We start from the raw sequence: 25681 nt of genomic DNA, 5'->3' as shown, positions 1-25681 counted from the left end.
TGGGGAACGTCGCTTTAATCCACGGCCGTTACGTGCTGGGAGGGGCCTCTTCTGGGGCGCCCTGTGTCGTGACGACCAAGGGTGAAGTGATGTTCAGTCGTACTTTTGCGCGCGCCTCGAATGAGGGACTGCGCCGCCGCATGCGTCAAGAGCGGACTCAGGAGCGCAAGATCGCGCTCCAGAGACGCTGGTATGTGGGAGGGCTCGCGGCTGTCGTCGCGAGCTCGCTCGTGTTCTCGGGGATGTCCCCGGCCACCGCCGAGGAGGTGACCCCCACCGATCCCGCCGCCACCAGTGAGGCGACGACCACCGACACCGCATCGACGGATGCCGAGACCCCGCCGCCTGCGGAAGAGACGGCCGCTGAAGAACCCGCAGCCGAAGAACCTGCGGCGCCGCCGGCTGAGGAGCCGGCCGCTCCTGAGGCGAGCGTTCCGGAGGGCGACGCGCCGGAGGGTGACGCGCCGTTCTCGGCACTGGCTGCACCGCTCGCAGACGCGGAGATCGCCCCGATGGCGCTGCTGGCCTGTGACGGCTGGCCCGTCGCAGGGTCGCCCGTCGCGGGCTTCGAGATCGACGGCAACATGTGCCTCGACGGCGACGGATCCCTGGACTGGGCGACCGTGGGCGGTCAGCCGGTCCGGATGGACGGTTTCGACGATTCCACGGCGTTCACCCAAGGCGCGAAGGAGAGCAATTGGCCGTGGAGCGCCGCCCAGATCGGCGGAACAGCCTCGTCCGGCAAGACAGACATCGGGAACGTGTACGCGTATACGCAGACCGTCGCGGGCCATGTCTACGCCTACCTCGGCTTCGAGCGCCAGGTGAACACAGGCTCGGTCTCGTATCACGTCGAACTCAACCAGGCTGCCAACGCGTTCGGGCCGGTACCGACCCGCACCGTCGGGGACCTGCGCCTCACGATCGAGCAGAACGGCAACAACACGATCGCTCTGGTGGGTGCCGACGTCTGGGATGGCGACAGCTGGAGTCCCCTCGGAACGCTCGCCGGATTCGTCGGTCAGGTGAACCAGGGGCCCATCAACCGGATCACAGGGACGGACGAACTCGAGACCGGCACCTTCGCTGAGGCGGCGATCGACCTGACAACGCTCTTCGGAGAGGACGGTTGCAGCGGCAACTACGGCGTGCTGAACGTCCGATCCAGCGCTTCTCCAGAAGAGACCTCGTCTCTCGAAGACTGGATCAGCCCGGTCCCGCTGAACGTGCCGTCGACCTGTGCGACGCTGACGATCCTCAAGACCGGCGTGAACGGCACCCCGCTCGCGGGCGCCGAGTTCTCGATCAGCCCGAACCCCACGACGGGCACGGGCTCGACGACCGGCACCACCGACGCGAACGGCAAGATCGTCTTCAACGGCAACGTGCTGCCGGGCGTCTACACGGTGACCGAGACGAAGGCTCCGACCGGCTACCTCCTGCCGACGTCCGACAACCCGCAGCAGGTCACCCTCGGTGACGCGGAGTCGAAGACGCTGACGTTCGTAGACCCGCTCGGCACGGTGACGTGGCTCAAGCACGACGGCGCCGGCAACCTGCTGGGTGGCGCGACCTTCCAGGTCGTCGCCGACACCGGCGGCGTCGCCGCGGGCGCAGCGAGCTTCCCGCGGACCGTCGTCGACAACGGCACGAACGATACCGACCCGGCTCCGGGCGTTATCAAGGTGGTGAATGTCCCGATCGGCACCTACACGGTGACCGAGACGGTGGCCCCCACCGGCTATGTGCTCGACGCGACCCCGCAGAACTTCGCCATCAGCCAGCAGGCGCCTAACGCCACGCTCACCAACCCGTTCGTGAACATCCCGTTCGCGACGGTGACGCTCAGCAAGACCTGGGTCAACTCGTTCACGGGCGACACGGCCGACCTCTCCATCGGGGGAGCCGCCACGGCGAACGGCACCTCGACGGCACCGACCAACGGTCAGGTCGTCCAGGTCTCGGTCGCACCGGGCTCGGCACTGACGCTCGCCGAGGTTCTTCCCGACGCCAACACCGGCGAGTACTCGTCGACCCTCGCGTGTGTCGGGGCGACCGTCTCGAACAACACGGGAACCGGCGGCTCGATCACAGTGCCCGCGTACCCGGCTTCGGCTGCGGGCGTGCAGTGCACGTTCACGAACACCGCCATCCAGAAGACAGTCACGTTGCAGAAGCACTGGCTCGACGCTCTTGAGGGCGACGAGGCCGAGCTGCACGCAGGCCCGGCGACGGCGACTTCCACGGCGAACGGCAGCCCCGACCAGCTCGACCTGGTGAACATCGCGCAGACCTCGGTCCGCGTCGGTGACACGGTGGCGCTGAGCGAGATCCTGAGCGGTGTCGGCAGCTATGGCTCGACCTACTCCTGCACGTCGGGTCAGACGACCGACGACGGCAGCGGGACGTCCTTCACGCTGACGGTGCCGAATGCCAACGTCACCTGTACCTTCACCAACACGGCCGACCGCGCGACGGTCACCCTGAACAAGCAGTGGGTCAACGCCTTCCAGGGCGACGAGGCCGACCTGTCGATCACGGGTGCCGCGACGGACACGGCGACTTCGGTCGCGACCGGCGGCGACAGCACCGACAACACCAACGCGGTATCTGTGGATGTTCGCGTGGGTGAGAAGGTCACGCTCTCGGAGAGCCTGCCCGGTGAGAACACGGGTCAGTACACCTCGACCTGGTTCTGTTCGGACGGCTCGCAGGGCCAGGGCGGCAGCATCCCCGAGATCACGGTCGACGAGGATCTCGACTGCACCATCGTGAACACCGCCGACGAGATCATCGTCACGCTCGACAAGCGCTGGATCGACGCCTTCGCGGGCGACGTCGCGTCGCTGTCGATCAACGGGACGGAAGCCGACTCGACGGCGAACGGCACGACGAACCAGCTCGACGATGGCGTGGTCACCCTGACGGTGCGCGTCGGCGACGAGGTCAACATCCACGAGACGCTCGACAGCGCCGTCAACACCGGTGAGTACGACAGCACCTATGCGTGCTCGACGGTCGCGAACGGCGTCGGGCAGGGACGCGACTTCGACTTCGTGGCCCCTGACTCGGATGTGAACTGCACGTTCACGAACACGGCCGTGAAGGTCGGCGTCGTGCTGCACAAGGAGTGGGTCGGCGCCGTTCTCGGTGACGAGACGACGCTCGCGGTGACGCCTGAATCCGGTCCGATCCTGACCAAGCTGTCGAAGGTCATCGGGACGGGCACGTTCATCGACAACACCAACACCGTGATCGTCCAGGCGCGCATCGGCGCCGTGCTGCCGATGAACGAGACGATCTCGCTCTCCGCCCTCGGTCAGTACGACTCCACCTACAACTGCGTCGGCGGCGGACAGGCTTCGGGCACCGGCATCGGCCGGAGCTTCGAGCTGACCGTGACCGGCCCGGGCATCCTGTGCTACTTCGTCAACCAGGCGAAGACGGCCACGGTTCACCTTCAGAAGACGTGGGTGAACGGTCAGGAGGGTGACTCCGCCGATCTGACCATTTCCGGCGTCCCGGCGACCGAAGACATCTCGGTGTCGAACGGTGACGTCGGTCCGTGGACCGACACCGACAACGCGATCCAGAAGCAGGCGCTGATCGGCTCCCAGGTGACGGTCAGCGAGGTGCTCGACGTGGTCGCGGGCGAGGCTTCCGACTACACCAGCTCGCTGGTCTGCCTCAATGCCGATGACGAGACCGTGCTCGCCGCGAGCGCGAGGTCGGGCACGTTCACCATGCCGAACGAGAGCATCTGGTGTGAGTTCACCAACACGGCCGAGCGTCCGACGCTCTCGCTCGTGAAGGTCGTGAACGGCGCCGACGTTGCGGACACCAACTGGCAGCTCTTCGGAACTCCGGAAGACGGTGACGTCGTCACCAACCCGGCCGGCGGCGATGTCGCTCCGACCGCGGTGCTGCCCGGTGTGCAGTTCGGTCTCTCGGAGGACCTGATCGGCGACATCCCCGGACTCGACGAGTTCGAGCCCGAGGAGTGGTCGTGCGTGTCTGACGACGACGGCACGATCGGGCTGACGGACAGCGAGCCGGGCGCGGCGACGCTGCGCGGCCTCGACAAGGGTGAGCACGTGGTGTGCACGATCGTCAACACCCACGTCGACCAGGGCTTCACGGTCGACAAGAACGTCGTCGAATCGGTGCAGAACGAGGACGGGTCGTGGACGGTGACCTACGAGATCACCGTGCACAACAACAGCGTCCTGGTACCGATCACGTACGACCTGACCGACACGCTCGACACTCCGACCGACGGCGTCACGTACACGGGCGCGTCGTGGACCGGACCGACGAGCGGCACGTGGGCACTGCCGAGCCTGACCGCTCAGCTGGCCGACGACCAGGTAGCCGCTCCGAGCAATGGAGCGAACGACCCGGTCTACACCGTCTCGGTCGACGTCGAGGTGACTGCCGTCCCGGAGACGCCCGAGCCGTGTGATGCGGAAGAGGCGGACGGAATCGGCATCGTCAACACGGCGTACCTGACCGTCGGCGAGGTCGCCGAAGACGACAGTGCCTGTGGCACGGTCCACTACGACGACGTCTCGATCGAGAAGACGGCGACGAACCTGCCGGAGGCTCCGGAAGGCGAGGAGCCGTGGGCCGAGGTCGGTGACACGTTCGACTACGTCCTCACCGTCACCAACAACGGAACCCGCGATGCGGAGGACGTCGTGGTGACCGATCCGGTGCCCGAGCGTCTCGAGGTGACGAACATCGAACTGCCGGAGGGCTGGACGAACGACAACGCGCCCGAGCTGGTGGACGGCGACAACGTCGTGAGACTCAGCATCCCGACACTGGGAGCGGGCGAGTCGGTCGACATCACCATCACGGTCGAGTTCCTCGCCCCGGACTACCCGGAGGGAGCGGAAGAGCCGCCCACACCGATCGACGAGCTCGTCAACGAGGCCTGTGTCGCAGCCCTCTCCGACGAGGATCCGACGAACGACTGCGACGAGGTGGAGATCCCGGTCCGCGAGATCACGGCGGTGGTCTACACCAGCTGCATCGGCGACGCCCCGCTGCTGGGCTGGACGATCTCGAAGTCCGGCACGCTGCTGGACTACCCGATCGACTTCCTGTGGACGCCCGACAGCCTCGAGCCGACCACGGAGCCCCAGGAAGTGGCGATCACCCACCCGGGTGGCGACACGACATGGAGCGATGAGATCGACTGGGTCGGAACGGCGTTCACGCCTTCCGGAGTCTCGATCGACTACCCCGGATGGCGGCCGATCGTGGCGAGCGACATCGTGCCCGGGTCGAATCCCGCGCAGTACTACCTGCCGGGAACGACCGACGTGATGACGCCGGAGGAGCAGCCGCAGTATGTCTTCAACGGCCTCATCCTCGACCCGAGTGAGTTGGACTACTCGTGGCGCCTCGGATCGACGGTGACGTTCAGCGTCAACCCGACGCTCGAGTTCGCCGTCGAGTACCCGGAGGCGACTCCTGAGTGCTCCGTGGCCCGCCACTCGGACGTCCAGATCGAGAAGACGGCGAGCGTCGAGAAGACGGACCCGGGCGCGTCCTTCACCTACACCCTCGCGGTGCAGAACGTGAGCGACGACGCGGCCGCCGAATCGGTCGTGGTCACGGACGCCATCCCCGCCGACATCAAGATCACGGACGTGACCTGGGCCGGCAAGGGTGACGACGCGGTGTTCCCGAACTGGCAGACCTGTGAGGTCACCGGTCAGGACAGCGCGGGCTATGGCGGATCGCTCGACTGCGTGCTCTTCGGGCCGCTCCAGCCTCAGGGTGCGAACGAAGGCGCTTCGGCGGCTCCGACCATCACCCTGGCGGCGACCGTGAACCCGGCATCCAAGAGCAGCTCGATCACCAACGTGGCAGTCGTCGACTACCACACCTTCGGTGACCCGGATGACGCGGGCCGTGACTCCGACGACGCCACCGTGCTGCTGTCGGCGCTCCCGGCCACGGGTGGGGAACTGCCGCCGCTGCTGGTCATCATGGGCCTGTTCGCTCTGCTCGGAGGCACGACGATGCTGATCATCGCCCGCCGCCGCCGCGGAGAGGTCAAGGCGACCGTCTGACGTGAGAGAGGGCGGGACCGCCCCAAGGCCCGCTCTCTCCCACCCACTTCCGACCTGCTCTGACGGGCCGGAAGCTCGAGCCCCTCGCACCCCGAACGCGAGGGGCTCGAGCATGTCTGCGGCACGCCGCGGAGGTCGGATGCCGCGGCAGCCGCATCCGTTCCGCGCGCCGATTCGCGCATTCGGCCGGGGAGCGATAGCCTGCACGAACGGCGGTCCTCCGTCGTTTTCGCAGCCTTCGGGAAAGGCGGCGGAAATCCGGTCTCACGCGGCCCCGCCAGGTGATCCGGGAACCGGCCCTCACGGTCCGGACAAGGTGTGCCCCCGCGCACCGCATCAAGGTCGGAAGAAGATCGGCACCCCCGTGCCGGACGAGTACGACGTGCCCCCGCGCGTCGCAGAGAAGTACGGCGTGCCCCCGCACGCTGCTGGGAAGTACGGCGTGCTCCGGTGCGTCGCTGGGAAGTACGGTGCGCTCTGCGCACCGCTGGGACGGCGCTCGGCGCCGATTAGGGGAGGAACACTGTGTCTGCAGTGCGCAAGAGAACTTTCACGGCTTTGGCTGGGGCGCTGGTGGCCGCGGCACTCGTCGTGGCCCCGCTGGTCACGGCCGGCGCGTCCGCCGCGCCGCCCGCGGACGACGGCGATGCGGTCACGATCGTCGGCGAGATCGGAGTTCTGGAGGATTTCACGCCCGAGGCGAACAAGGCCTCATACTGGGAGGCGCGCTACGCCGCCTTCAACGCTGACTGCTTCGCTCACGACAAGAGCGACCGCACCCCGCACGGCTCCATCACCGATGACGGCTTGACGGTGACGCTGAGCGAGTTCGACGAATCGTGGGGCTACGACGGCTGGGTGGCGCTGATCGTCAAGGGCGCCACGACCAACAACGTGGTCGAGAGCCCCGAGGCAGGAGTCGCCTATGCCTCGCCGCCCACGGGCAGCGGTGTGCAGTCCGAGGTGTCGCACTGGATCGTCTGCAAGGGCGACCACCCCGAGGGTGAGCCGACCGTCGTGACGCCTACGCTTACGGTGACTCCGCCGACATGTCTTGCTGATGGGTTCATCACCCGCAGCGACGACGTGAACTGGACTTCTGAGGAGAACGGCGACGGCACGACGACTTGGACCGCGTTGCCGAATCCCGGCACGATTTTCGAGGCGGGTGTGAAGGTCAGCTGGACCGTCCCGGACCTCGCCCAGCTCACCGATGACTGCGAGTCCGAGGAACCGGAGCAGCCGGAGCCCCTGAAGAGCGAGTCCAGCAAGACGACCTTCGACTGCGCGACCACGACGGCGACGGTCACCACGACCACCACGACCACGGAGTACATCTGGAACGCGGAGACCGAGACCTGGGTGCTCGGCGAGCCGACTTCGGAGGACGTCGTCACCGAGCGCGACCTCACCGAGGCCGAGATCGACGAGAACTGCCCGCTCGTTCCCGGTGACATCGACTCGGTCTGCGTGGGCGACGTGCCCTACCTCGGCTACGCGGTGACGCTGCCCGAGGGCTTCGAGGCGGACAGCGAGACCCCCGTCACGATCACGTTCGTGAACCCGGATGGCGAGGACTACGTCGTCGAGAACCAGCCGCTGAGCGGCGAGCTGCTGTGGCCGGGTGCCTCGGCGACCGCGCCCAAGATGTGGCCGGGCTGGGAGCTCGTGAACGGCGAGTACGTCCAGACTGACGGCAACTTCGCGTGGACCCGCGCCGGCGTCACCGTCCGCTTCGAGGTCAACCCGTCGTACTCGACCGAGGTCCAGTACCCCGAGGCATCCGCAGAGTGCGCCAACCCGCCGGTCGGCGGGGGCACCCCGGCGTCGACCGACACCGAGGCGCTGGCCGTGACCGGTGGCGGCGTCAGCCCGATCGTCGTCGCAGCGGGCGGCGCGGCACTGTTCGCCGGCATCGCCGTCGTGGCGATCGCGGCCTACCGTCGCCGTCACGCGAGCATGCAGTAACACCGACTCATCGGTGGAGAAGGGGCGGTCGCGCACAGCGCGGCCGCCCCTTCTGCTGTGGTCAGCGGCACCCCGCCGGCGCCCCGTCTGGGAAACGGCCGAGCATACCCGCGCCGCGACACGCCCGAGTTTGCGACACGCCCGGGCTGCACGTAGACTAGTGAGGTTCCACATTCCGACGCCCCTCTTGGCGTGCGTCGGATCACTGCCAGGGCAGTGCATAGGCAAGCGCAACGCGCTGGGTCCTAGGCCGCGGGCAGCAGAACCACCACATCTCGAATCCACCCACTGCGGAGCCATGCTTCGCGCGCGGGCGGAGAACGGATACCGGGAGCAGCGCTTCGGCGCGACACCCGGATTGACAGCAGAACAGCGGTGCGCAAGTGCCAGGCGCAAAGCGCCACGTGCGTCCAATGCCACTGGGGTATGACGCGAGAAAGAGAGTGAGCAGACAATGGCGGGACAGAAGATCCGCATTCGCCTGAAGTCGTACGACCACGAGGTCATCGACTCGTCGGCACGCAAGATCGTCGACACCGTGACCCGTGCGGGCGCGACGGTCGTGGGCCCCGTGCCCCTTCCCACGGAGAAGAACGTGATCGCCGTGATCCGTTCTCCCCACAAGTACAAGGACAGCCGCGAGCACTTCGAGATGCGCACCCACAAGCGTCTGATCGACATCGTCGACCCGACGCCGAAGGCTGTCGACTCGCTCATGCGTCTCGACCTCCCGGCCGATGTCAACATCGAGATCAAGCTCTGAGGTTCGACATGGCTGACATCAACAACAAGGTTTCCAAGGGCCTGCTGGGCACCAAGCTCGGCATGACCCAGGTGTGGGACGAGAACGGCAAGCTCGTTCCCGTCACCGTCATCGAGATCGCGCCGAACGTGGTCACCCAGGTCCGCACGCCCGAGAAGGACGGCTACAAGGCCGTTCAGATCGCGTACGGCCAGATCGACCCCCGCAAGGTGAACCAGCCCCTGACGGCCCACTTCGAGGCCGCGGGTGTCACCCCGCGCCGTCACCTCACCGAGGTCCGCACCGCGGACGCTGCTGACTACTCACTCGGTCAGGAGCTCACGGTGGACGGCACGTTCGAGGCCGGCCAGCTGGTCGACGTCGTCGGCACCAGCAAGGGCAAGGGCACCGCGGGTGTCATGAAGCGCCACAACTTCAAGGGCGTCTCCGCTTCGCACGGTGCGCACCGCAACCACCGCAAGCCCGGTTCGATCGGCGCCTCGTCGACCCCGAGCCGCGTCTTCAAGGGCATGCGCATGGCCGGCCGTATGGGTGGCGAGCGCGTGACCGTCCTCAACCTCAAGGTGCACGCCGTCGACGCCGAGAAGGGTCTGCTGCTCGTCAAGGGCGCCGTCCCCGGCGCGCGTGGCCGCATCGTCTACGTCCGCAACGCAGTGAAGGGTGCCTGATCACATGGCTGACTCGACTCTCGCGCTCGACGTCGTGAAGGCAGACGGCTCGGCTGCTGGCTCGGTCCAGCTCCCGGCCTCGATCTTCGACGTCAAGACGAACATCCCGCTCATCCACCAGGTCGTCGTCGCGCAGCTCGCGGCGGCTCGCCAGGGCACCCACTCGACCAAGCGTCGCGGTGAGGTCTCGGGCGCCGGCCGCAAGCCCTTCAAGCAGAAGGGCACGGGTAACGCCCGCCAGGGCTCCATCCGCGCGCCGCAGATGACCGGCGGTGGCATCGTGCACGGCCCGAAGCCGCGCGACTACTCGCAGCGCACGCCCAAGAAGATGATCGCCGCCGCCCTGCTGGGCGCGCTGAGCGACCGTGCTCGTGGCGAGCGTCTGCACGTCATCGACACCTTCGGCATCGAGGGCGCCCCGTCGACGAAGGCCGCTACGACGGTCTTCAACGCACTGGGAGCGACCAAGAACGTGCTCGTCGTCGTGGACCGCGACGACGACCTCGCGGTGCTGAGCGTGCGCAACATCTCGTTCGCCCACGTGCTGCCGTTCGACCAGCTCAACGCGTACGACGTGATCGTCTCGGACGACATCGTCTTCACCAAGGCCGCCCTCGACGCGTTCATCGCGTCGAAGACCGCCGTCACCGAGGAGGCCTCGGCATGACCGCCGTTTACAAGGACCCGCGCGACATCATCCTGAAGCCGGTCGTTTCGGAGAAGAGCTACGGGCTCATCGACGAGGGCAAGTACACCTTCCTCGTCGACCCCCGCGCTTCGAAGACCGAGATCAAGCTCGCGATCGAGAAGATCTTCGGCGTCAAGGTCGCAGCGGTCAACACGCTCAACCGCACGGGCAAGGCCCGTCGTACCCGCTTCGGCACCGGCAAGCGCAAGGACACCAAGCGCGCCATCGTGACCCTGAAGTCGGGCACCATCGACATCTTCACGGCAGTCGGCTGACGGTCGGGATAGAGGACTAGAGATATGGCTATTCGCAAGTACAAGCCCACGACCCCGGGTCGCCGCGGCTCGTCGGTGGCCGACTTCGCCGAGATCACCCGATCGACGCCTGAGAAGTCGCTCCTCCGCCCGCTCAGCAAGACCGGTGGCCGCAACAACCAGGGCCGCATCACCACGCGTCACATCGGTGGTGGCCACAAGCGTCAGTACCGCGTCATCGACTTCCGTCGCAATGACAAGGACGGCATCAACGCCAAGGTCGCTCACATCGAGTACGACCCCAACCGCACCGCGCGCATCGCGCTCCTGCACTACTTCGACGGCGAGAAGCGCTACATCCTCGCGCCGAACAAGCTGTCGCAGGGCGACATCGTCGAGTCGGGCGCCTCGGCTGACATCAAGCCGGGCAACAACCTGCCGCTGAAGAACATCCCGACCGGTACCGTGATCCACGCCATCGAGCTCCGCCCCGGCGGCGGCGCGAAGCTGGCGCGCTCGGCCGGTACGTCGGTTCGCCTCGTGGCGAAGGACGGCCCCTACGCCCAGCTGCGTCTGCCCTCGGGCGAGATCCGCAACGTCGACGCGCGCTGCCGCGCGACCGTCGGCGAGGTCGGCAACGCCGAGCAGTCGAACATCAACTGGGGCAAGGCCGGCCGCAACCGCTGGAAGGGCATCCGCCCGACCGTCCGCGGTGTCGCGATGAACCCGGTCGACCACCCCCACGGTGGTGGTGAGGGTAAGACCTCCGGTGGTCGTCACCCGGTTTCGCCGTGGGGTCAGGCCGAAGGCCGCACCCGTCACGCGAACAAGGAAAGCGACAAGTACATCGTCCGTCGTCGCAACGCCGGCAAGAAGCGGAAGTAGGAGTAGAGGAAGATGCCTCGCAGCCTTAAGAAGGGCCCCTTCGTCGACGAGCACCTGCTTCGCAAGGTCGTCGTCCAGAACGAAGCCGGCACCAAGAACGTCATCAAGACCTGGTCGCGCCGTTCGATGATCATCCCGGCCATGCTGGGTCACACCATCGCCGTGCACGACGGACGCAAGCACATCCCCGTGTTCGTGTCCGAGACCATGGTCGGCCACAAACTGGGCGAGTTCGCGCCCACCCGCACCTTCCGCGGCCACGTGAAGGACGACAAGAAGGGCCGCCGCCGCTGACGCGGTGGCAGAGGAGAGAGAAATGGTGGAGTCCATCGCACGCGTGCGACACATCCGCGTGACCCCTCAGAAGGCTCGTCGTGTCGTTGCGCTCATCAAGGGCAAGCAGGCTGAGGAGGCCCTGGCCATCCTCAAGTTCGCGCCGCAGAGCGCGAGCGAGCCGATCTACAAGCTCGTCGCCGCCGGAATCGCGAACGCTCGCGTGAAGGCAGACAAGGACGGCGAGTACCTGGACGAGCAGGACCTGTACGTGGCCAACGCGTACGTCGACGAGGGCACGACGCTCAAGCGTTTCCGCCCCCGCGCGCAGGGTCGTGCCTTCCAGATCAAGAAGCGCACCAGCCACATCACCGTCGTGCTGTCGACCCCCGAGGTCACCGACACGACGCCGGCTGCCAAGACCAAGAAGGCGAGCAAGTAATGGGACAGAAAGTCCACCCCTACGGCTTCCGCCTCGGTATCACGACCGACCACGTGTCGCGCTGGTTCTCGGACTCGACGAAGCCCGGTCAGCGTTACGCCGACTACGTCGCCGAGGACATCAAGATCCGCAAGCTCCTGCAGACCCAGCTCGACCGGGCCGGCGTGAGCAACATCGAGATCGAGCGCACCCGTGACCGCGTTCGCGTCGACATCCACACCGCCCGCCCGGGCATCGTGATCGGTCGTCGCGGCGCCGAGGCCGAGCGCATCCGCGCCGACCTCGAGAAGCTCACCGGCAAGCAGATCCAGCTGAACATCCTCGAGGTCAAGAACCCCGAGGCCGACGCTCAGCTCGTCGCGCAGGGCATCGCCGAGCAGCTCACCGCTCGCGTGGCGTTCCGCCGCGCGATGCGCAAGGGCCTGCAGGGCGCTCAGCGCGCCGGCGCCAAGGGCGTCCGCATCCAGGTCTCCGGCCGCCTCGGCGGCGCCGAGATGAGCCGCTCGGAGTTCTACCGCGAGGGTCGTGTGCCGCTGCACACGCTGCGCGCGAACATCGACTACGGCTTCTACGAGGCGAAGACCACCTTCGGCCGCATCGGCGTGAAGGTCTGGATCTACAAGGGCGACCTCACCAACAAGGAGCTCGCTCGCGAGCAGGCCAACCAGAAGCCGGCCCGCGACCGCGGCGACCGTCGCGGCCCCCGCGACCGTGGCGACCGTGGCGACCGCCGCAACGAGGCCCCCGTGGCAGAAGGAGCATCGGCGTAATGCTTATTCCCCGCAAGGTCAAGTACCGCAAGCAGCACCACCCGGGTCGCTCCGGCCAGGCCACCGGCGGCACGAAGGTCTCCTTCGGCGAGTTCGGCATCCAGGCCCTCACGCCCGCGTATGTGACGAACCGTCAGATCGAGTCCGCTCGTATCGCGATGACCCGTCACATCAAGCGTGGCGGCAAGGTGTGGATCAACATCTACCCCGACCGTCCGCTCACCAAGAAGCCGGCCGAGACCCGCATGGGTTCCGGTAAGGGTTCGCCCGAGTGGTGGGTCGCAAACGTCAAGCCGGGTCGCGTCCTCTTCGAGGTCGCCGGCGTCAACGAGGAACTCGCTCGTGAGGCCCTGACCCGCGCAATCCACAAGCTGCCCCTGAAGGCACGCATCATCAAGCGCGAGGAGGGCGACGCGTAATGGCGATCGGCACCAAGACGCTCGCTCCGAGCGAGCTCGACACGTTCGAAGACCAGCGCCTCGTCGAGGAGCTGCGCAAGGCCAAGGAAGAGCTGTTCAACCTGCGCTTCCAGTCGGCCACCGGCCAGCTCGAGAGCCACGGCCGCATCCGTGCGGTCAAGCGCGACATCGCGCGGCTCTACACCGTGATCCGTGAGCGCGAGCTCGGCATCCGTGCCACTCCCGCTCCGCTGGAGACGGCGACGAAGGCGAAGAAGACGAAGGCCAAGAAGGCGGATGCCGCTGACGAGGCCGCGAAGGAAGAGGCCGAGTAATGGCTGACACGAAGAAGGCCGCCGACGCGGTCGAGACCAAGGGTCACGAGTCGTCCGAGCACGATGTGCGCGACGTCGACGCCCGCGGCTACCGCAAGGCCCGCCGCGGCTACGTCGTCAGCGACAAGATGGACAAGACCATCGTCGTCGAGGTCGAGGACCGCGTGAAGCACCCGCTGTACGGCAAGGTCATCCGCCGCACCTCCAAGGTGAAGGCGCACGACGAAGGCAACACGGCCGGCATCGGTGACCTCGTGCTCATCAACGAGACCCGCCCGCTGAGCGCCACGAAGCGCTGGCGTCTGGTCGAGATCCTGGAGAAGGCCAAGTGATTCAGAACGAGTCCCGCCTCAAGGTCGCCGACAACACGGGCGCCAAGGAGCTGCTCACCATCCGCGTTCTCGGCGGCTCGAACCGCCGTTACGCGGGCGTGGGTGACATCATCGTGGCCACCGTCAAGGACGCGATCCCGGGCGGCAACGTCAAGAAGGGCGATGTGGTGAAGGCCGTCATCGTCCGTACCGTCAAGCAGACCCGTCGTGCCGACGGCTCTTACATCAAGTTCGACGAGAACGCCGCCGTGATCCTGAAGAGCGACGGGGAGCCCCGCGGCACCCGCATCTTCGGACCGGTCGGCCGTGAGCTTCGCGACAAGAAGTTCATGAAGATCGTCTCGCTCGCACCGGAGGTGATCTGACCCCATGGCCAAGATCAAGAAGGGTGACCTGGTTCAGGTCCTCAACGGCAAGAAGCAGGACAAGGGCGGCGACCGCGGCAAGCAGGGCAAGGTCCTCGAGGTCCTCGCCGACCAGAACCGCGTCATCGTCGAGGGCGTGAACTTCGTCACGAAGCACAACCGCGTCGGCCAGTCGCAGCGCGGCACCAAGACGGGCGGCATCGAGACGATGGAAGCCCCGATCCACATCTCCAACGTCGCCGTCGTCGACCCCTCGACCAAGAAGCCGACCCGCGTCGGCCACCGGGTCGAGGAGCAGACGAAGGACGGCGTGAAGCGCACCGTCCGCGTGCGCTACGCGAAGAAGTCAGGCAAGGACCTCTGATGAGCACCGCAACTGCCGCGCCGGCTGGCAAGATCCAGCCGCGCCTGAAGCAGAAGTACAACACCGAGATCAAGAAGGCTCTGCAGGACGAGTTCGGCTACGCCAACGTCATGCAGACGCCCGGCCTGGTCAAGGTCGTCGTGAACACCGGTGTCGGCGAGGCAGCTCGCGACAGCAAGGTGATCGATGGCGCGGTCGACGACCTCACCAAGATCACCGGTCAGAAGCCGGTCGTGACCAAGGCCCGCAAGTCCATCGCGCAGTTCAAGCTGCGCGAGGGTCAGGCCATCGGCGCGCACGTCACCCTCCGGGGCGACCGCGCGTGGGAGTTCATCGACCGTCTCGTCAACCTCGCCCTGCCCCGCATCCGCGACTTCCGCGGCCTGTCGGGTGCGCAGTTCGACGGCAACGGCAACTACACGTTCGGTCTCCAGGAGCAGTCCGTGTTCCACGAGATCAACCAGGACAAGATCGACCGCGTCCGCGGCTTCGACATCACCATCGTGACGTCGGCGAAGACGGATGCCGAGGGCCGCGCGCTTCTGCGTCACCTGGGCTTCCCGTTCAAGTCGGACGACGCGCAGGCGTGATCCTCGCGGGATGCCGCCATGTGCGGCATCCCGCATCCCACAACTGAATACGGCAATCATGGAAGGTCGTCTGGCGTGTAACGCCAGCCGATACCTCGTGAACAAAGGAATCAACAAATGACAATGACAGACCCGGTCGCAGACATGCTGACCCGTCTGCGCAACGCGAACTCGGCGCACCACGACTCTGTGTCGCTGCCGAGCTCCAAGCTCAAGACCCACATCGCCGAGATCCTCAAGCAGGAGGGCTACATCTCCGCGTGGGAGATCAGCGACGCCCGCGTCGGCCAGACCCTCACGCTGACGCTCAAGTACGGCCCGAACCGCGAGCGGTCGATCGCCGGCATCAAGCGCGTCTCGAAGCCCGGCCTCCGCGTCTACGCGAAGTCCACCGAGATCCCCCGCGTCCTCGGCGGCCTGGGCGTCGCGATCCTGTCCACCTCCTCTGGCCTCCTCACGGACCGCCAGGCCGAGCAGAAGGGCGTGGGTGGGGAAGTCCTCGCCTACGTGTGGTGATCTGACATGTCGCGAATCGGTCGTCTTCCGATCGACATCCCCGCCGGCGTGACCGTTTCGGTCGATGGCCAGGATGTCGCCGTCAAGGGCCCCAAGGGCGAGCTCGCGCTCACCGTGGCCCGTCCCATCGAAGTCAAGGTCGAAGAGGGCCAGGTCATCGTGACCCGTCCCGACGACGAGCGCGCCTCGCGTTCGCTCCACGGCCTGACCCGCACGCTCATCAACAACAACATCATCGGTGTCACCCAGGGCTACACAAAGGGTCTCGAGGTCGTCGGCACGGGTTACCGCGTCGCGCAGAAGGGCACGGCGGTCGAGTTCGCTCTCGGCTTCTCGCACCCCGTCCTGGTCGACCCGCCCGCGGGCATCACCCTGACCGTCGAGGGCAACAACAAGCTCACGGTCTCGGGCATCGACAAGCAGGCCGTCGGCGAGGCCGCCGCGAACATCCGCAAGATCCGCAAGCCCGAGCCGTACAAGGGCAAGGGTGTGCGGTACGCCGGCGAGGTCGTTCGTCGCAAGGCCGGAAAGAGTGGTAAGTAACCATGGCTGTCAAGACAAAGACTCAGGCGCGTTCGCGTCGTCATGCTCGCCTGCGCAAGAAGGTCGTCGGCACCGAGCTGCGTCCGCGCCTCGTCGTCACCCGTTCGGCCCGCCACGTCTTCGTGCAGGTCGTCGACGACAGCAAGGGCCACACCGTGGCCTCGGCCTCGACCCTCGAGACCGATCTGCGCACGTTCGACGGTGACAAGACCGCCAAGGCACGCAAGGTCGGCGAGCTCCTCGCGGAGCGCGCCAAGGCCGCCGGTGTCTCGGACGTCGTGTTCGACCGTGGCGGCAACCGCTATGCGGGCCGTGTCGCGGCGATCGCCGACGGCGCCCGCGAGGGAGGTCTGAACCTGTGAGTGACAACAAGGAGAACATCGTGACCGCAGAGGCACCTGCCGAGGCTCCGGCCGAGGCCGCCGCGACGGCGCCCGCCGAGCGCGAGCGCGAGCCGCGCCGCGGTGGACGCGAGCGCAACCAGACCCGCGGTGACCGCGGTGGCCGCGACCGCAACGAGAGCCAGTTCCTCGAGCGCGTCGTCACCATCAACCGCGTGTCGAAGGTCGTCAAGGGTGGTCGTCGCTTCAGCTTCACCGCGCTCGTCGTCGTCGGCGACGGCAACGGTGTGGTCGGCGTCGGCTACGGCAAGGCCCGTGAGGTGCCCCTGGCGATCTCGAAGGGCGTCGAAGAGGCCAAGCGGAACTTCTTCCGCGTGCCGCGTGTCGGCTCGACCATCCCGCACCCCGTGCAGGGTGAGGCCGCTGCCGGTGTGGTGCTCCTGCGCCCGGCCGCTGCCGGTACCGGTGTCATCGCCGGTGGCCCGGTGCGTGCCGTGCTCGAGTGCGCCGGCATCCACGACGTGCTGTCGAAGTCGCTCGGCTCGTCGAACACGATCAACATCGTCCACGCGACGGTGGAGGCCCTGAAGCAGCTCGAGGAGCCCCGTGCGGTCGCCGCGCGTCGCGGTCTCGACTTCGACCAGGTCGCCCCCGCCCGTCTCGTCCGTGCCGAGGCTGAGGCCGCGGCCGCTGCGAAGGCAGGTGTCTGATGGCTGCGCGTCTGAAGGTCACGCAGGTCAAGTCCAAGGTGAGTGAGAAGCAGAACCAGCGCGACACGCTGCGTTCGCTCGGTCTGAAGCGGATCGGCGACTCCGTCGTCCGTCCCGACGACGCGCAGACGCGCGGTTACGTGCGGACCGTCGCCCACCTCGTGAAGGTTGAGGAGATCGACTGATGGCTGAAAAGGCCGAGAAGAACGAAGCCGTCGCGGCTGAGGCGCCCAAGAAGGCTCCTGCCAAGAAGGCTGCTGCCAAGAAGGATGCCGCCCCCAAGGCTGCCGCCTCGAAGAAGGCTGCTCCCAAGAAGGACGTCCCGGCTGCACGCCCGGGCGTGCTGAAGGTGCACCACCTGCGTCCGGTCCCCGGCTCCAACACGGCGAAGACCCGTGTGGGTCGCGGTGAGGGCTCGAAGGGCAAGACGGCGGGTCGCGGTACCAAGGGTACGAAGGCCCGCTACCAGGTCAAGGTCGGCTTCGAGGGTGGGCAGATGCCGCTGCACATGCGCACCCCGAAGCTCCGCGGCTTCAAGAACCCGTTCCGCGTCGAGTACCAGGTCGTGAACCTGGACAAGCTCGCGGAGCTGTACCCGGCCGGTGGCGACGTCACCGTCGGCGACCTGGTCGCCAAGGGTGCAGTGCGCAAGAACGAGAAGGTCAAGGTGCTCGGCACCGGCGACATCTCGGTGAAGCTCACCGTGTCGGTCGACAAGGTCTCGGGTTCCGCCGAGCAGAAGATCGTCGCCGCGGGCGGCACCGTCAAGTAATACGCGCACAGTGGGGGTCGGAGCTTGCTCCGGCCCCCACTGGGTTACCCTGGACGTCGGCACGTCTGCGTGCCGATGCCCCCCTCTGGAGGAATCCTCTTGTTCAGCGCCATCGCGCGGATCTTCCGCACACCCGACCTGCGGCGGAAGATCGCATTCACCCTGGCGATCATCGCCCTGTACCGCTTCGGTGCGCACATCCCGGCGCCGTTCGTCGACTTCCCGAACGTGCAGACGTGTCTGCGGGCGTCGGAGGGCACCGAGGGACTGCTGTCGCTGGTCAACCTGTTCTCGGGCGGTGCACTGCTGCAGCTGTCCATCTTCGCGCTGGGCGTCATGCCGTACATCACGGCCACGATCATCGTGCAGCTGCTGCGCGTGGTCATCCCGCACTTCGAGACCCTCTACAAGGAGGGCCAGTCGGGCCAGGCGCGCCTGACGCAGTACACGCGCTACCTCACGATCGCGCTGGCGCTGCTGCAGTCGACGACGCTCGTCACCGTGGCCCGCAGCGGCCAGCTCTTCGGGACCACCGGTGTTCCCGAGTGCGAGCAGCTCCTCACCAATGACGTGTGGTGGGCTCAGCTCCTGATGATCATCACGATGACCGCCGGCACCGGACTCATCATGTGGTTCGCCGAGCTCGTCACCGAGCGCGGCATCGGCAACGGCATGTCGCTGCTGATCTTCACCTCGATCGCCGCGGCGTTCCCCGCCTCGATGTGGGCGATCTGGCAGTCCAAGGGCTTCGAGGTCTTCCTGCTGGTGCTCGCGGTCGGCATCGTCGTCGTCGCGCTCGTGGTCTACGTCGAGCAGTCCCAGCGCCGCATCCCGGTGCAGTACGCCAAGCGCATGGTGGGTCGCCGCACGTACGGCGGCACCAACACCTACATCCCGATCAAGGTGAACATGGCCGGCGTCGTGCCCGTCATCTTCGCATCGTCGCTGCTGTACATCCCGGCCCTCATCGCGCAGTTCAACCAGCCGCAGGCAGGCGAAGAGGTCCCGGCCTGGGTGGCGTGGATCCAGCTGTACCTCGTGCGCGGCGATCACCCGCTGTACATGGCGCTGTACTTCCTGCTCATCGTCGGGTTCACCTACTTCTACGTCGCGATCACGTTCAACCCGGTCGAGGTCGCCGACAACATGAAGAAGTACGGCGGCTTCATCCCCGGCATCCGTGCGGGCCGTCCGACGGCCGAGTACCTCGACTACGTGCTGACGCGCATCACGCTCCCGGGCTCGATCTATCTGGGTCTGATCGCACTGCTGCCGCTGATCGCACTGGCCACGGTCGGCGCCAACCAGAACTTCCCGTTCGGCGGCGCCTCGATCCTCATCATCGTCGGCGTCGGCCTCGAGACGGTGAAGCAGATCGACGCACAGCTCCAGCAGCGCCACTACGAAGGGCTTCTCCGATGACCCGTCTTCTCATCGTCGGACCGCAGGGGTCCGGCAAGGGCACCCAGGGCATCCGCATCGCGGAGGCGTTCGGCATCCCCACCGTCTCGACGGGCGACGTCTTCCGCGGCGCCGTCTCGGCGGGCACGGAGCTCGGCCAGCAGGTGAAGGCCATCATCGAGGCGGGCGATCTCGTCCCCGACGAGCTGACGAGCGCGGTCGTGCGCGACCGCCTGTCTCAGCAGGATGCTGCCGACGGCTTCCTCCTCGACGGCTATCCCCGCAACGTCGCCCAGGTCATGCACCTCGACGAGTTCCTCGAGGGCCGTGACGAGGAGCTCGACGCGGTCATCGAGCTCGACGTGCCGCGCGACGAGAGCATCGCGCGCATCTCGCTGCGCGCTGCCGAGCAGGGCCGCAGCGACGACACCGAAGAGGTCATCGCCAACCGTCTCGCGATCTACGAGCGCGAGACGGCGCCGATCCTCGACGTGTATCGCACGCGCGGCATCGTGGACCGGATCGACGGCATCGGCTCGCTGGACGAGATCACCGACCGCATCATCGCGGCGCTGGAAGCGCGCGGCCTCAACCGCGCCGCCGCCGCCTGATCCCGTGTCGCTGCGCCGTTCGATCTACAAGTCGCCCGCCCAGCTGCGGGCCATGGTCGAGCCCGGGCTGATCACGGCCGCGGCGCTCGACGCCGCACGCAGTCTGATCGCCCCGGGCGTGACGACGGCGGAGCTGGACGCCGCGGCATCCGCTCTCATCACGGCACGGGGTGCGAAGTCGAACTTCCAGATGGTGCGCGGGTATCGCCACACCATCTGCGCCTCGGTCAACGAAGAGGTCGTGCACGGCATCCCGGGTGACCGCGTCCTCGCCCCCGGCGACATCGTGTCCATCGATGCGGGGGCCGAGTACAAGGGCTGGAACGGCGACTCGGCGTTCACCTTCGTGCTGCCCGACGACGCCCGCCCCGAGGTCGTCGCCGAGCGCTTGCAGCTCTCGGACGTGACCGAGGGCTCCCTGTGGGCCGGCATCGCGGCACTGGCGTCGGCGAAGCACATCGGTGAGATCGGCACGGCCGTGCAGCACTACATCGAGGCGAACTCGCCGGAGTCCGGGACCTACGGCATCCTGCGCGAGTATGTGGGTCACGGCATCGGCCGCAAGATGCACGAGTCGCCTTCGGTCTTCAACTACCGCGTGCCCGATCCGGGACCCGAGGTGCGCCCGGGGCTCGTCCTCGCGATCGAGCCGATGGTCGTGATCGGCGATCAGGCCACCTTCGTCGAGGACGACGGCTGGACCGTGTCGACGCTCGACGGCACGGCGGGCTCCCACTGGGAGCACAGTGTGGCCGTGCACGAAGACGGAATCTGGGTGCTCACGGCACCCGACGGCGGTGCCGCGGGCCTTGCGCCCTTCGGCGTGGCCCCGCGCGAGATCGCCTAGGAGGCGCGAGATGGCACAGGCAGCACGCAAGACGAACTGGTTCGCGATCTGGGTGACGGCGGGCGTCGCGGTCGCCCTCGTGCTCGTCGTCGTCCTGGTGGTGACGCTGAACAACGCGGCGACGCCCAAGCCGCTGCCCACCGAGGTGAACCCGCCGTCGTCAGCGGGCATCGACAGCGAGACCGGCGCCATCCTCGTCGGCAACGGCGAGGACCGCCTCGACACGTACATCGACTTCATGTGCCCTGTCTGCAACCAGTTCGAGCAGGTGTACGGCGCGGAGATCGAGGGGATGGTGAACGACGGCAGCATCACCCTCGGCATCCACCCGATCTCGATCCTCGACAGCCAGTCGAGCGGCACCCAGTTCTCCACGCGCGCGGCGAACGCCGCGTACTGCGTCGCGGACGCAGACCCCGACGCGTCGCTGCCGTTCCTGCAGGCGATGTTCGCGAACCAGCCCGCAGAAGGCTCCTCGGGTCTCACGAACCGGGAGATCCTCGACATCGCGTCGGGCGTCGGCGTGACGGGCATCGACTCGTGCGTCAACGACGGCACCTACGCCGGCTTCGTGACCGAGATGACCCAGCAGACGCCGATCCAGCCCGGATCGCAGGGGATCGGCACGCCGACCGTCGCCGTCAACGGCGAGGTCATCGCGAACTCGACGCTGCCCGCAGCCGGTGAGCTCGCGACGCTCTTCGACTGACAGTGAGCGCCGCGGCACCGAGTTGCCGCGGCATCCACTATCACGTATGCTTGATCTTTGGTGCGTTGCGCCTTCATTGGCGTGTCGTAGCACCGAACCCCATCCACCGCAGACCGACCGGTCTGCACAAGTGTTAGCGAGCGTATGGCGAAGAAAGACGGTGTCATCGAGATCGAGGGCGTCGTGTCCGAGGCGCTGCCCAACGCGATGTTCCGCGTTGAGCTCTCCAACGGACACAAGGTTCTTGCCACGATCTCAGGCAAGATGCGGCAGAACTACATCCGCATCATCCCCGAGGACCGTGTCGTCGTGGAGCTGTCGCCCTACGACCTCACCCGCGGGCGCATCGTCTACCGCTACCGCTAGACCGGTCGAGAAGTAACGCCCCAGTGCTTCGACAGGCTCAGCAACCGAGCCGAGAAGCCTGCCCGGCGAAGACAGCGAAACAGGAAAGAACATGAAGGTCAACCCCTCCGTCAAGCCCATCTGCGACCACTGCAAGGTCATCCGTCGCCACGGTCGCGTCATGGTGATCTGCAAGAGCAACCCGCGTCACAAGCAGCGCCAGGGTTGATCGGATGCTGCGCCCCGGCGCAGCCCCGATGACTCACAACTGAACACATCACAGGCAGGATCAGAACCTCTCCGGAGGGGACACCTCGGGCGGAGGCCCGGGCACCGATCCTGCTCCACACCTCCACTCACTCCACAGGAGAAACCGCATGGCACGTCTTGCCGGCGTTGACATCCCGCGCGACAAGCGCGTGGTGATCGCCCTCACGTACATCTACGGCGTGGGCCGTACCCGCTCGAACGAGATCCTCGCAGCAACGGAGATCGACGAGAACATCCGCGTCAAGGACCTCAGCGACGACCAGCTCATCGCACTCCGCGACCACATCGAAGGCAACTACAAGGTCGAGGGCGATCTTCGCCGCGAGGTCGCCGCCGACATCCGCCGCAAGGTCGAGATCGGTTCCTACGAGGGTATCCGCCACCGTCGCGGCCTCCCGGTGCGCGGTCAGCGCACGAAGACGAACGCCCGTACCCGCAAGGGCCCGAAGCGCACCGTCGCCGGCAAGAAGAAGGCGCGCTAAGGCGCGGCCCCCAGGGTTTAGGAGAGAACGCACATGGCACAGGCCAAGTCCGCCGCGCGCAAGCCGCGCCGCAAGGAGAAGAAGAACATCGCGCTGGGCCAGGCCCACATCAAGTCGACGTTCAACAACACGATCGTCTCGATCACCGACCCGTCGGGCGCCGTCATCAGCTGGGCGTCGTCGGGTGGCGTGGGCTTCAAGGGCTCGCGCAAGTCGACGCCGTACGCCGCCGGCATGGCCGCGGAGTCCGCTGCCCGCCAGGCGCAGGAGCACGGCGTCAAGAAGGTCGACGTCTTCGTGAAGGGCCCGGGCTCGGGTCGCGAGACCGCGATCCGCTCGCTCACGGCCGCCGGCCTCGAGGTCGGCTCGATCCAGGACGTGACGCCGCAGGCCCACAACGGCTGCCGTCCGCCGAAGCGCCGCCGCGTCTGACATCCCCTTTTTCACGGATGCCGGAGCCCCCGCCCATGCGGGCGGCGGCTCCGGCATCCCTCGAGTAAAACTCAACACCTCACCCACCGCACGTGTCATATAGCGGGCACGTGATCGAAAGGAACACATAGTGCTCATCGCACAGCGTCCCACTCTGACCGAGGAGAAGATCGGGGAGTTCCGCAGCCGCTTCATCATCGAGCCGCTGGAGCCCGGCTTCGGTTACACGATCGGCAACGCGCTGCGTCGCAGCCTCCTGTCATCCATCCCCGGTGCCGCAGTGACGTCGATCCGCATCGACGGCGTCCTCCACGAGTTCAGCACCATCCCGGGTGTGAAGGAGGATGTCACCGAGATCATCCTCAACATCAAGCAGCTGGTCGTCTCCAGCGAGCGCGACGAGCCCATCACCGCGTACCTGCGCAAGACCGGCGCCGGTGAGGTCACCGCCGCCGACATCTCCGCGCCGGCCGGTGTCGAGGTGCACAACCCCGAGCTCGTCATCGCGACGCTCAACGACACCGCCAAGTTCGAGCTCGAGCTCACCATCGAGCGTGGCCGCGGCTACGTCTCGGCGACGCAGAACCGCAACGAGTACGCCGAGGCCGGCCAGATCCCGGTCGACTCGATCTACTCGCCGGTGCTGAAGGTCTCGTACCGCGTCGACGCGACGCGTGCCGGTGAGCGCACCGACTTCGACAAGCTCGTGCTGGACGTCGAGAGCAAGTCCTCGATCGCCCCGCGTGACGCCGTCGCCTCGGCCGGTCGCACCCTGACGGAGCTCTTCGGCCTGGCCCGCGAGCTCAACGTCGAGGCCGAGGGCATCGAGATCGGCCCGGCGCCGGTCGAGACCGTCCTCTCGAACGAGCTGTCGATGCCGATCGAGGACCTCGACCTGTCGGTGCGTTCGTACAACTGCCTCAAGCGCGAGGGCATCAACACCGTGTCGGAGCTCGTCGCCCTCTCGGAGACGCAGCTCATGAACATCCGCAACTTCGGGCAGAAGTCGGTCGACGAGGTGCGCGACAAGCTCGTCTCGCTCGGCCTGTCGCTGAAGGACTCGGTCCCCGGGTTCGACGGCGCGCACTTCTACGGCGGCTACGACGACGAGACCGTCTGAGTTTCCGGACCCCCGAATCTGATCCTGGAGTAACAAAGAATGCCCAAGCCCACGAAGGGTCCCCGCCTCGGAGGCGGCCCCGCCCACGAGCGTCTGCTGCTTGCGAACCTGGCCGCTGCGCTGTTCACCCACAAGTCGATCAAGACGACCGAGACCAAGGCCAAGCGCCTGCGTCCGCTCGCCGAGCGCCTGATCACGTTCGCCAAGCGCGGCGACCTGCACGCGCGTCGTCGCGTGCTGTCGGTCATCGGTGACAAGTCGGTCGTGCACGAGCTCTTCACCGAGATCGCGCCGCTGGTCGCGGACCGTGAGGGCGGCTACACCCGCATCACGAAGGTCGGCAACCGCAAGGGTGACAACGCGCCCATGGCCGTCATCGAGCTCGTCCTCGAGCCCGTGACGAAGAAGCCTTCCGCGAAGAAGGCCGCTGCCGCGAAGGCCGCTCCCGCCGAGGAGACCCCCGCCACCGACGAGGCCGCCGAGGCCGGCGCCGAGTCGCCGGAGGAGGGCGCCGCCGCCGAGGCTGCTGCCGAGGACGCCGTCGAGGCTCCCGCCGAGGAGAAGTCCGAGTAATCGGTCACCCTTTGCATCGCGAGACCCGCCACCTGTCAGGGTGGCGGGTCTCGCTGCATCTGCGGCCCGCGCGCCCTTACGGCGTGAGGTCGGCGCTGAAGATCTGGTCGAGACGCTCGGCGCGGTCGGCCGCCGCGGTGCGGCGCTCCTCCGCGAGCTCGTCGACGGCGGCCGCGACCGTGTCGGCGAAGATGCGCCCGCCGGAGGCGCCCGGGTGGATCCGGTCGCCGGCGAGCAGGTCCTCGTGCGGGGCTATGGCACCCGACCAGTCCGCGACGGCCACGTTGCGGTGGTCCTCGGCGAACGCGGCGAGCTCGGCGTTGACACCGGGGATCCAGTCGCGGGGTGCGTACGCGTTCACGAGCACGAGGCCGCGCTGGGGGCCGACCGAGTCGGCCAGGTGCTCGAGCGACTCGTGGTCGACGGGCCCGTTGGTGCCGAGCGCGACGACGACGTAGGGACGCAGGCTGCCGGTCGCTGCGAGGTCGTCCACGATGCGCGGGCCCGCCCACATCGAGCGGGACACCTCCGCATCGACGTCGACGCCCGGCAGGCGCTCGACGAGCCCGCCCGCCGAGGCGAGCATCACGGAATCCCCGATGGCGGTGATCTGGTCGCCCGGGACGTCCGCGGAAGCGGCGGGTGCGGTATCCGCCGGCGTCGGCGCGATGGGCGCCGGGGGAGCGTCGCGCATCGCCTGCGCGAGGGCCTCGCGGCCGGCGCGGACGGCGGCTTCGGCGCTGGACTCGTCGGGGGCCGCCGCGAGTGCCGCTCCCGTGCCGGCGAGCACGAGGGCGCCGGCCGTCGCGACGCCGAGCACCCGCAGGCGGG

At 67.3% G+C, this 25681-nt stretch carries 32 protein-coding genes and 1 pseudogene; 32 read left to right on the top strand and 1 reads right to left on the bottom strand.

Annotated elements, in window-relative coordinates; all coding sequences use genetic code 11:
* The first annotated feature begins 242 nt into the window (after window positions 1–242).
* From ACI3KX_RS16255 to rplQ, 32 genes are all read left to right on the top strand, one after another.
* Window positions 243–6083: a SpaA isopeptide-forming pilin-related protein gene (locus ACI3KX_RS16255; RefSeq protein ID WP_404910364.1), complete on the top strand. Its 5841-nt coding sequence runs from the start codon at window positions 243–245 to the stop codon at window positions 6081–6083.
* Between the two features lie 534 nt (window positions 6084–6617).
* The gene (locus tag ACI3KX_RS16250) at window positions 6618–8051 is read left to right on the top strand and encodes a hypothetical protein (protein ID WP_404910363.1); all 1434 of its coding nucleotides are present in this window, start codon (window positions 6618–6620) and stop codon (window positions 8049–8051) included.
* Window positions 8052–8505: 454 nt separating this feature from the next.
* Window positions 8506–8814 carry a 30S ribosomal protein S10 gene (gene rpsJ / locus ACI3KX_RS16245; RefSeq protein ID WP_106816553.1) on the top strand — a complete coding sequence of 103 codons (309 nt, stop codon included), beginning with the start codon at window positions 8506–8508 and terminating at the stop codon, window positions 8812–8814.
* 8 nt (window positions 8815–8822) lie between these two features.
* Window positions 8823–9482, top strand: coding sequence for a 50S ribosomal protein L3 (rplC, locus tag ACI3KX_RS16240; protein WP_194414507.1), 660 nt, complete (start codon window positions 8823–8825; stop codon window positions 9480–9482).
* A 4-nt stretch (window positions 9483–9486) separates the two neighbouring features.
* On the top strand, window positions 9487–10149 hold the full coding sequence (gene rplD, locus ACI3KX_RS16235) for a 50S ribosomal protein L4 (protein WP_349426349.1): 663 nt from the start codon (window positions 9487–9489) through the stop codon (window positions 10147–10149).
* The gene (gene rplW / locus ACI3KX_RS16230) at window positions 10146–10445 is read left to right on the top strand and encodes a 50S ribosomal protein L23 (protein ID WP_163618849.1); all 300 of its coding nucleotides are present in this window, start codon (window positions 10146–10148) and stop codon (window positions 10443–10445) included. The genes rplD and rplW overlap by 4 nt, the downstream gene beginning before the upstream one ends.
* Before the next feature lie 24 nt (window positions 10446–10469).
* On the top strand, window positions 10470–11309 hold the full coding sequence (gene rplB, locus ACI3KX_RS16225; protein ID WP_349426350.1) for a 50S ribosomal protein L2: 840 nt from the start codon (window positions 10470–10472) through the stop codon (window positions 11307–11309).
* Between the two features lie 12 nt (window positions 11310–11321).
* Entirely contained in the window at window positions 11322–11603 is a 282-nt protein-coding gene (gene rpsS / locus ACI3KX_RS16220; protein ID WP_045275479.1) for a 30S ribosomal protein S19, read from the top strand.
* Window positions 11604–11625: 22 nt separating this feature from the next.
* The gene (gene rplV / locus ACI3KX_RS16215) at window positions 11626–12024 is read left to right on the top strand and encodes a 50S ribosomal protein L22 (RefSeq protein ID WP_349426351.1); all 399 of its coding nucleotides are present in this window, start codon (window positions 11626–11628) and stop codon (window positions 12022–12024) included.
* Entirely contained in the window at window positions 12024–12794 is a 771-nt protein-coding gene (gene rpsC, locus ACI3KX_RS16210) for a 30S ribosomal protein S3 (RefSeq protein WP_163618852.1), read from the top strand. Before rplV ends, rpsC begins: the two co-directional genes overlap by 1 nt.
* Window positions 12794–13213, top strand: coding sequence for a 50S ribosomal protein L16 (gene rplP, locus ACI3KX_RS16205; RefSeq protein WP_018171451.1), 420 nt, complete (start codon window positions 12794–12796; stop codon window positions 13211–13213). Before rpsC ends, rplP begins: the two co-directional genes overlap by 1 nt.
* Window positions 13213–13527: a 50S ribosomal protein L29 gene (rpmC, locus tag ACI3KX_RS16200; protein WP_045301493.1), complete on the top strand. Its 315-nt coding sequence runs from the start codon at window positions 13213–13215 to the stop codon at window positions 13525–13527. Before rplP ends, rpmC begins: the two co-directional genes overlap by 1 nt.
* Window positions 13527–13859: a 30S ribosomal protein S17 gene (gene rpsQ, locus ACI3KX_RS16195; protein ID WP_163618853.1), complete on the top strand. Its 333-nt coding sequence runs from the start codon at window positions 13527–13529 to the stop codon at window positions 13857–13859. The genes rpmC and rpsQ overlap by 1 nt, the downstream gene beginning before the upstream one ends.
* Window positions 13856–14224, top strand: coding sequence for a 50S ribosomal protein L14 (gene rplN / locus ACI3KX_RS16190; protein ID WP_163618854.1), 369 nt, complete (start codon window positions 13856–13858; stop codon window positions 14222–14224). The genes rpsQ and rplN overlap by 4 nt, the downstream gene beginning before the upstream one ends.
* A 4-nt stretch (window positions 14225–14228) precedes the next feature.
* Window positions 14229–14588, top strand: coding sequence for a 50S ribosomal protein L24 (rplX, locus tag ACI3KX_RS16185; protein WP_347978067.1), 360 nt, complete (start codon window positions 14229–14231; stop codon window positions 14586–14588).
* The gene (gene rplE, locus ACI3KX_RS16180; protein ID WP_349426353.1) at window positions 14588–15178 is read left to right on the top strand and encodes a 50S ribosomal protein L5; all 591 of its coding nucleotides are present in this window, start codon (window positions 14588–14590) and stop codon (window positions 15176–15178) included. The genes rplX and rplE overlap by 1 nt, the downstream gene beginning before the upstream one ends.
* Before the next feature lie 117 nt (window positions 15179–15295).
* Window positions 15296–15694 (top strand): 30S ribosomal protein S8, encoded by a 399-nt coding sequence (gene rpsH / locus ACI3KX_RS16175; RefSeq protein WP_308867849.1) that lies wholly within the window; start codon window positions 15296–15298, stop codon window positions 15692–15694.
* A 6-nt stretch (window positions 15695–15700) separates the two neighbouring features.
* A complete protein-coding gene (rplF, locus tag ACI3KX_RS16170; RefSeq protein ID WP_349426355.1) occupies window positions 15701–16237 on the top strand; it encodes a 50S ribosomal protein L6 in 537 nt (178 codons plus the stop codon).
* A 2-nt stretch (window positions 16238–16239) separates the two neighbouring features.
* Entirely contained in the window at window positions 16240–16599 is a 360-nt protein-coding gene (gene rplR, locus ACI3KX_RS16165) for a 50S ribosomal protein L18 (protein WP_163618859.1), read from the top strand.
* Window positions 16596–17288, top strand: a complete 693-nt coding sequence (gene rpsE, locus ACI3KX_RS16160; protein ID WP_349426356.1) for a 30S ribosomal protein S5 — start codon at window positions 16596–16598, stop codon at window positions 17286–17288. Before rplR ends, rpsE begins: the two co-directional genes overlap by 4 nt.
* Window positions 17288–17473, top strand: a complete 186-nt coding sequence (gene rpmD, locus ACI3KX_RS16155) for a 50S ribosomal protein L30 (RefSeq protein WP_018171461.1) — start codon at window positions 17288–17290, stop codon at window positions 17471–17473. The genes rpsE and rpmD overlap by 1 nt, the downstream gene beginning before the upstream one ends.
* The gene (gene rplO / locus ACI3KX_RS16150) at window positions 17473–18060 is read left to right on the top strand and encodes a 50S ribosomal protein L15 (protein ID WP_363356929.1); all 588 of its coding nucleotides are present in this window, start codon (window positions 17473–17475) and stop codon (window positions 18058–18060) included. The genes rpmD and rplO overlap by 1 nt, the downstream gene beginning before the upstream one ends.
* 99 nt (window positions 18061–18159) lie before the next feature.
* Window positions 18160–19482, top strand: coding sequence for a preprotein translocase subunit SecY (secY, locus tag ACI3KX_RS16145; RefSeq protein ID WP_349426358.1), 1323 nt, complete (start codon window positions 18160–18162; stop codon window positions 19480–19482).
* A complete protein-coding gene (locus ACI3KX_RS16140; RefSeq protein WP_349426359.1) occupies window positions 19479–20072 on the top strand; it encodes an adenylate kinase in 594 nt (197 codons plus the stop codon). The genes secY and ACI3KX_RS16140 overlap by 4 nt, the downstream gene beginning before the upstream one ends.
* A gap of 4 nt (window positions 20073–20076) precedes the next feature.
* Window positions 20077–20919, top strand: coding sequence for a type I methionyl aminopeptidase (map, locus tag ACI3KX_RS16135; RefSeq protein ID WP_404910362.1), 843 nt, complete (start codon window positions 20077–20079; stop codon window positions 20917–20919).
* A gap of 10 nt (window positions 20920–20929) precedes the next feature.
* Window positions 20930–21628, top strand: a complete 699-nt coding sequence (locus tag ACI3KX_RS16130) for a DsbA family protein (protein ID WP_404910361.1) — start codon at window positions 20930–20932, stop codon at window positions 21626–21628.
* 144 nt (window positions 21629–21772) lie between these two features.
* Window positions 21773–21994: a translation initiation factor IF-1 gene (gene infA / locus ACI3KX_RS16125; protein ID WP_018171468.1), complete on the top strand. Its 222-nt coding sequence runs from the start codon at window positions 21773–21775 to the stop codon at window positions 21992–21994.
* Between the two features lie 91 nt (window positions 21995–22085).
* Window positions 22086–22202, top strand: a complete 117-nt coding sequence (rpmJ, locus tag ACI3KX_RS16120) for a 50S ribosomal protein L36 (protein ID WP_005050492.1) — start codon at window positions 22086–22088, stop codon at window positions 22200–22202.
* A 148-nt stretch (window positions 22203–22350) separates the two neighbouring features.
* Complete coding sequence (gene rpsM / locus ACI3KX_RS16115) at window positions 22351–22725, top strand: 30S ribosomal protein S13 (protein WP_163618869.1); 375 nt, start codon at window positions 22351–22353, stop codon at window positions 22723–22725.
* A 33-nt stretch (window positions 22726–22758) separates the two neighbouring features.
* Window positions 22759–23157 carry a 30S ribosomal protein S11 gene (gene rpsK / locus ACI3KX_RS16110; protein WP_018171470.1) on the top strand — a complete coding sequence of 133 codons (399 nt, stop codon included), beginning with the start codon at window positions 22759–22761 and terminating at the stop codon, window positions 23155–23157.
* A gap of 130 nt (window positions 23158–23287) precedes the next feature.
* Window positions 23288–24277, top strand: a complete 990-nt coding sequence (locus tag ACI3KX_RS16105; RefSeq protein ID WP_349426363.1) for a DNA-directed RNA polymerase subunit alpha — start codon at window positions 23288–23290, stop codon at window positions 24275–24277.
* 39 nt (window positions 24278–24316) lie between these two features.
* Window positions 24317–24850 (top strand): 50S ribosomal protein L17, encoded by a 534-nt coding sequence (gene rplQ / locus ACI3KX_RS16100; RefSeq protein WP_404910360.1) that lies wholly within the window; start codon window positions 24317–24319, stop codon window positions 24848–24850.
* Between the two features lie 76 nt (window positions 24851–24926).
* Here the strand turns inward: rplQ and ACI3KX_RS16095 are convergent.
* Window positions 24927–25681 (bottom strand): annotated as a pseudogene (locus ACI3KX_RS16095) (acetyltransferase); the annotation flags it as partial.

The organism is Microbacterium sp. ZW CA_36 (assembly GCF_044987475.1).
Lineage (GTDB): Bacteria > Actinomycetota > Actinomycetes > Actinomycetales > Microbacteriaceae > Microbacterium.
This window is presented reverse-complemented; position numbering and strand designations above follow the sequence as displayed.

Coding starts and splice junctions, on each gene's coding strand:
- rpsM (WP_163618869.1), top strand. CDS start 22,351: ATGGCACGTCTTGCCGGCGTTGACATCCCGCGCGACAAGCGCGTGGTG.
- rpmD (WP_018171461.1), top strand. CDS start 17,288: ATGGCTGCGCGTCTGAAGGTCACGCAGGTCAAGTCCAAGGTGAGTGAG.
- rplV (WP_349426351.1), top strand. CDS start 11,626: ATGGTGGAGTCCATCGCACGCGTGCGACACATCCGCGTGACCCCTCAG.
- rpsJ (WP_106816553.1), top strand. CDS start 8,506: ATGGCGGGACAGAAGATCCGCATTCGCCTGAAGTCGTACGACCACGAG.
- rpmJ (WP_005050492.1), top strand. CDS start 22,086: ATGAAGGTCAACCCCTCCGTCAAGCCCATCTGCGACCACTGCAAGGTC.
- rplO (WP_363356929.1), top strand. CDS start 17,473: ATGGCTGAAAAGGCCGAGAAGAACGAAGCCGTCGCGGCTGAGGCGCCC.
- rplW (WP_163618849.1), top strand. CDS start 10,146: ATGACCGCCGTTTACAAGGACCCGCGCGACATCATCCTGAAGCCGGTC.
- rplQ (WP_404910360.1), top strand. CDS start 24,317: ATGCCCAAGCCCACGAAGGGTCCCCGCCTCGGAGGCGGCCCCGCCCAC.
- rplF (WP_349426355.1), top strand. CDS start 15,701: ATGTCGCGAATCGGTCGTCTTCCGATCGACATCCCCGCCGGCGTGACC.
- rpsH (WP_308867849.1), top strand. CDS start 15,296: ATGACAATGACAGACCCGGTCGCAGACATGCTGACCCGTCTGCGCAAC.
- ACI3KX_RS16255 (WP_404910364.1), top strand. CDS start 243: ATGTCCCCGGCCACCGCCGAGGAGGTGACCCCCACCGATCCCGCCGCC.
- rplB (WP_349426350.1), top strand. CDS start 10,470: ATGGCTATTCGCAAGTACAAGCCCACGACCCCGGGTCGCCGCGGCTCG.
- ACI3KX_RS16130 (WP_404910361.1), top strand. CDS start 20,930: ATGGCACAGGCAGCACGCAAGACGAACTGGTTCGCGATCTGGGTGACG.
- ACI3KX_RS16140 (WP_349426359.1), top strand. CDS start 19,479: ATGACCCGTCTTCTCATCGTCGGACCGCAGGGGTCCGGCAAGGGCACC.
- rpsS (WP_045275479.1), top strand. CDS start 11,322: ATGCCTCGCAGCCTTAAGAAGGGCCCCTTCGTCGACGAGCACCTGCTT.
- rplP (WP_018171451.1), top strand. CDS start 12,794: ATGCTTATTCCCCGCAAGGTCAAGTACCGCAAGCAGCACCACCCGGGT.
- rplE (WP_349426353.1), top strand. CDS start 14,588: ATGAGCACCGCAACTGCCGCGCCGGCTGGCAAGATCCAGCCGCGCCTG.
- rplC (WP_194414507.1), top strand. CDS start 8,823: ATGGCTGACATCAACAACAAGGTTTCCAAGGGCCTGCTGGGCACCAAG.
- rplD (WP_349426349.1), top strand. CDS start 9,487: ATGGCTGACTCGACTCTCGCGCTCGACGTCGTGAAGGCAGACGGCTCG.
- infA (WP_018171468.1), top strand. CDS start 21,773: ATGGCGAAGAAAGACGGTGTCATCGAGATCGAGGGCGTCGTGTCCGAG.
- rpsQ (WP_163618853.1), top strand. CDS start 13,527: ATGGCTGACACGAAGAAGGCCGCCGACGCGGTCGAGACCAAGGGTCAC.
- rpmC (WP_045301493.1), top strand. CDS start 13,213: ATGGCGATCGGCACCAAGACGCTCGCTCCGAGCGAGCTCGACACGTTC.
- rplX (WP_347978067.1), top strand. CDS start 14,229: ATGGCCAAGATCAAGAAGGGTGACCTGGTTCAGGTCCTCAACGGCAAG.
- rpsK (WP_018171470.1), top strand. CDS start 22,759: ATGGCACAGGCCAAGTCCGCCGCGCGCAAGCCGCGCCGCAAGGAGAAG.
- rpsC (WP_163618852.1), top strand. CDS start 12,024: ATGGGACAGAAAGTCCACCCCTACGGCTTCCGCCTCGGTATCACGACC.
- rplR (WP_163618859.1), top strand. CDS start 16,240: ATGGCTGTCAAGACAAAGACTCAGGCGCGTTCGCGTCGTCATGCTCGC.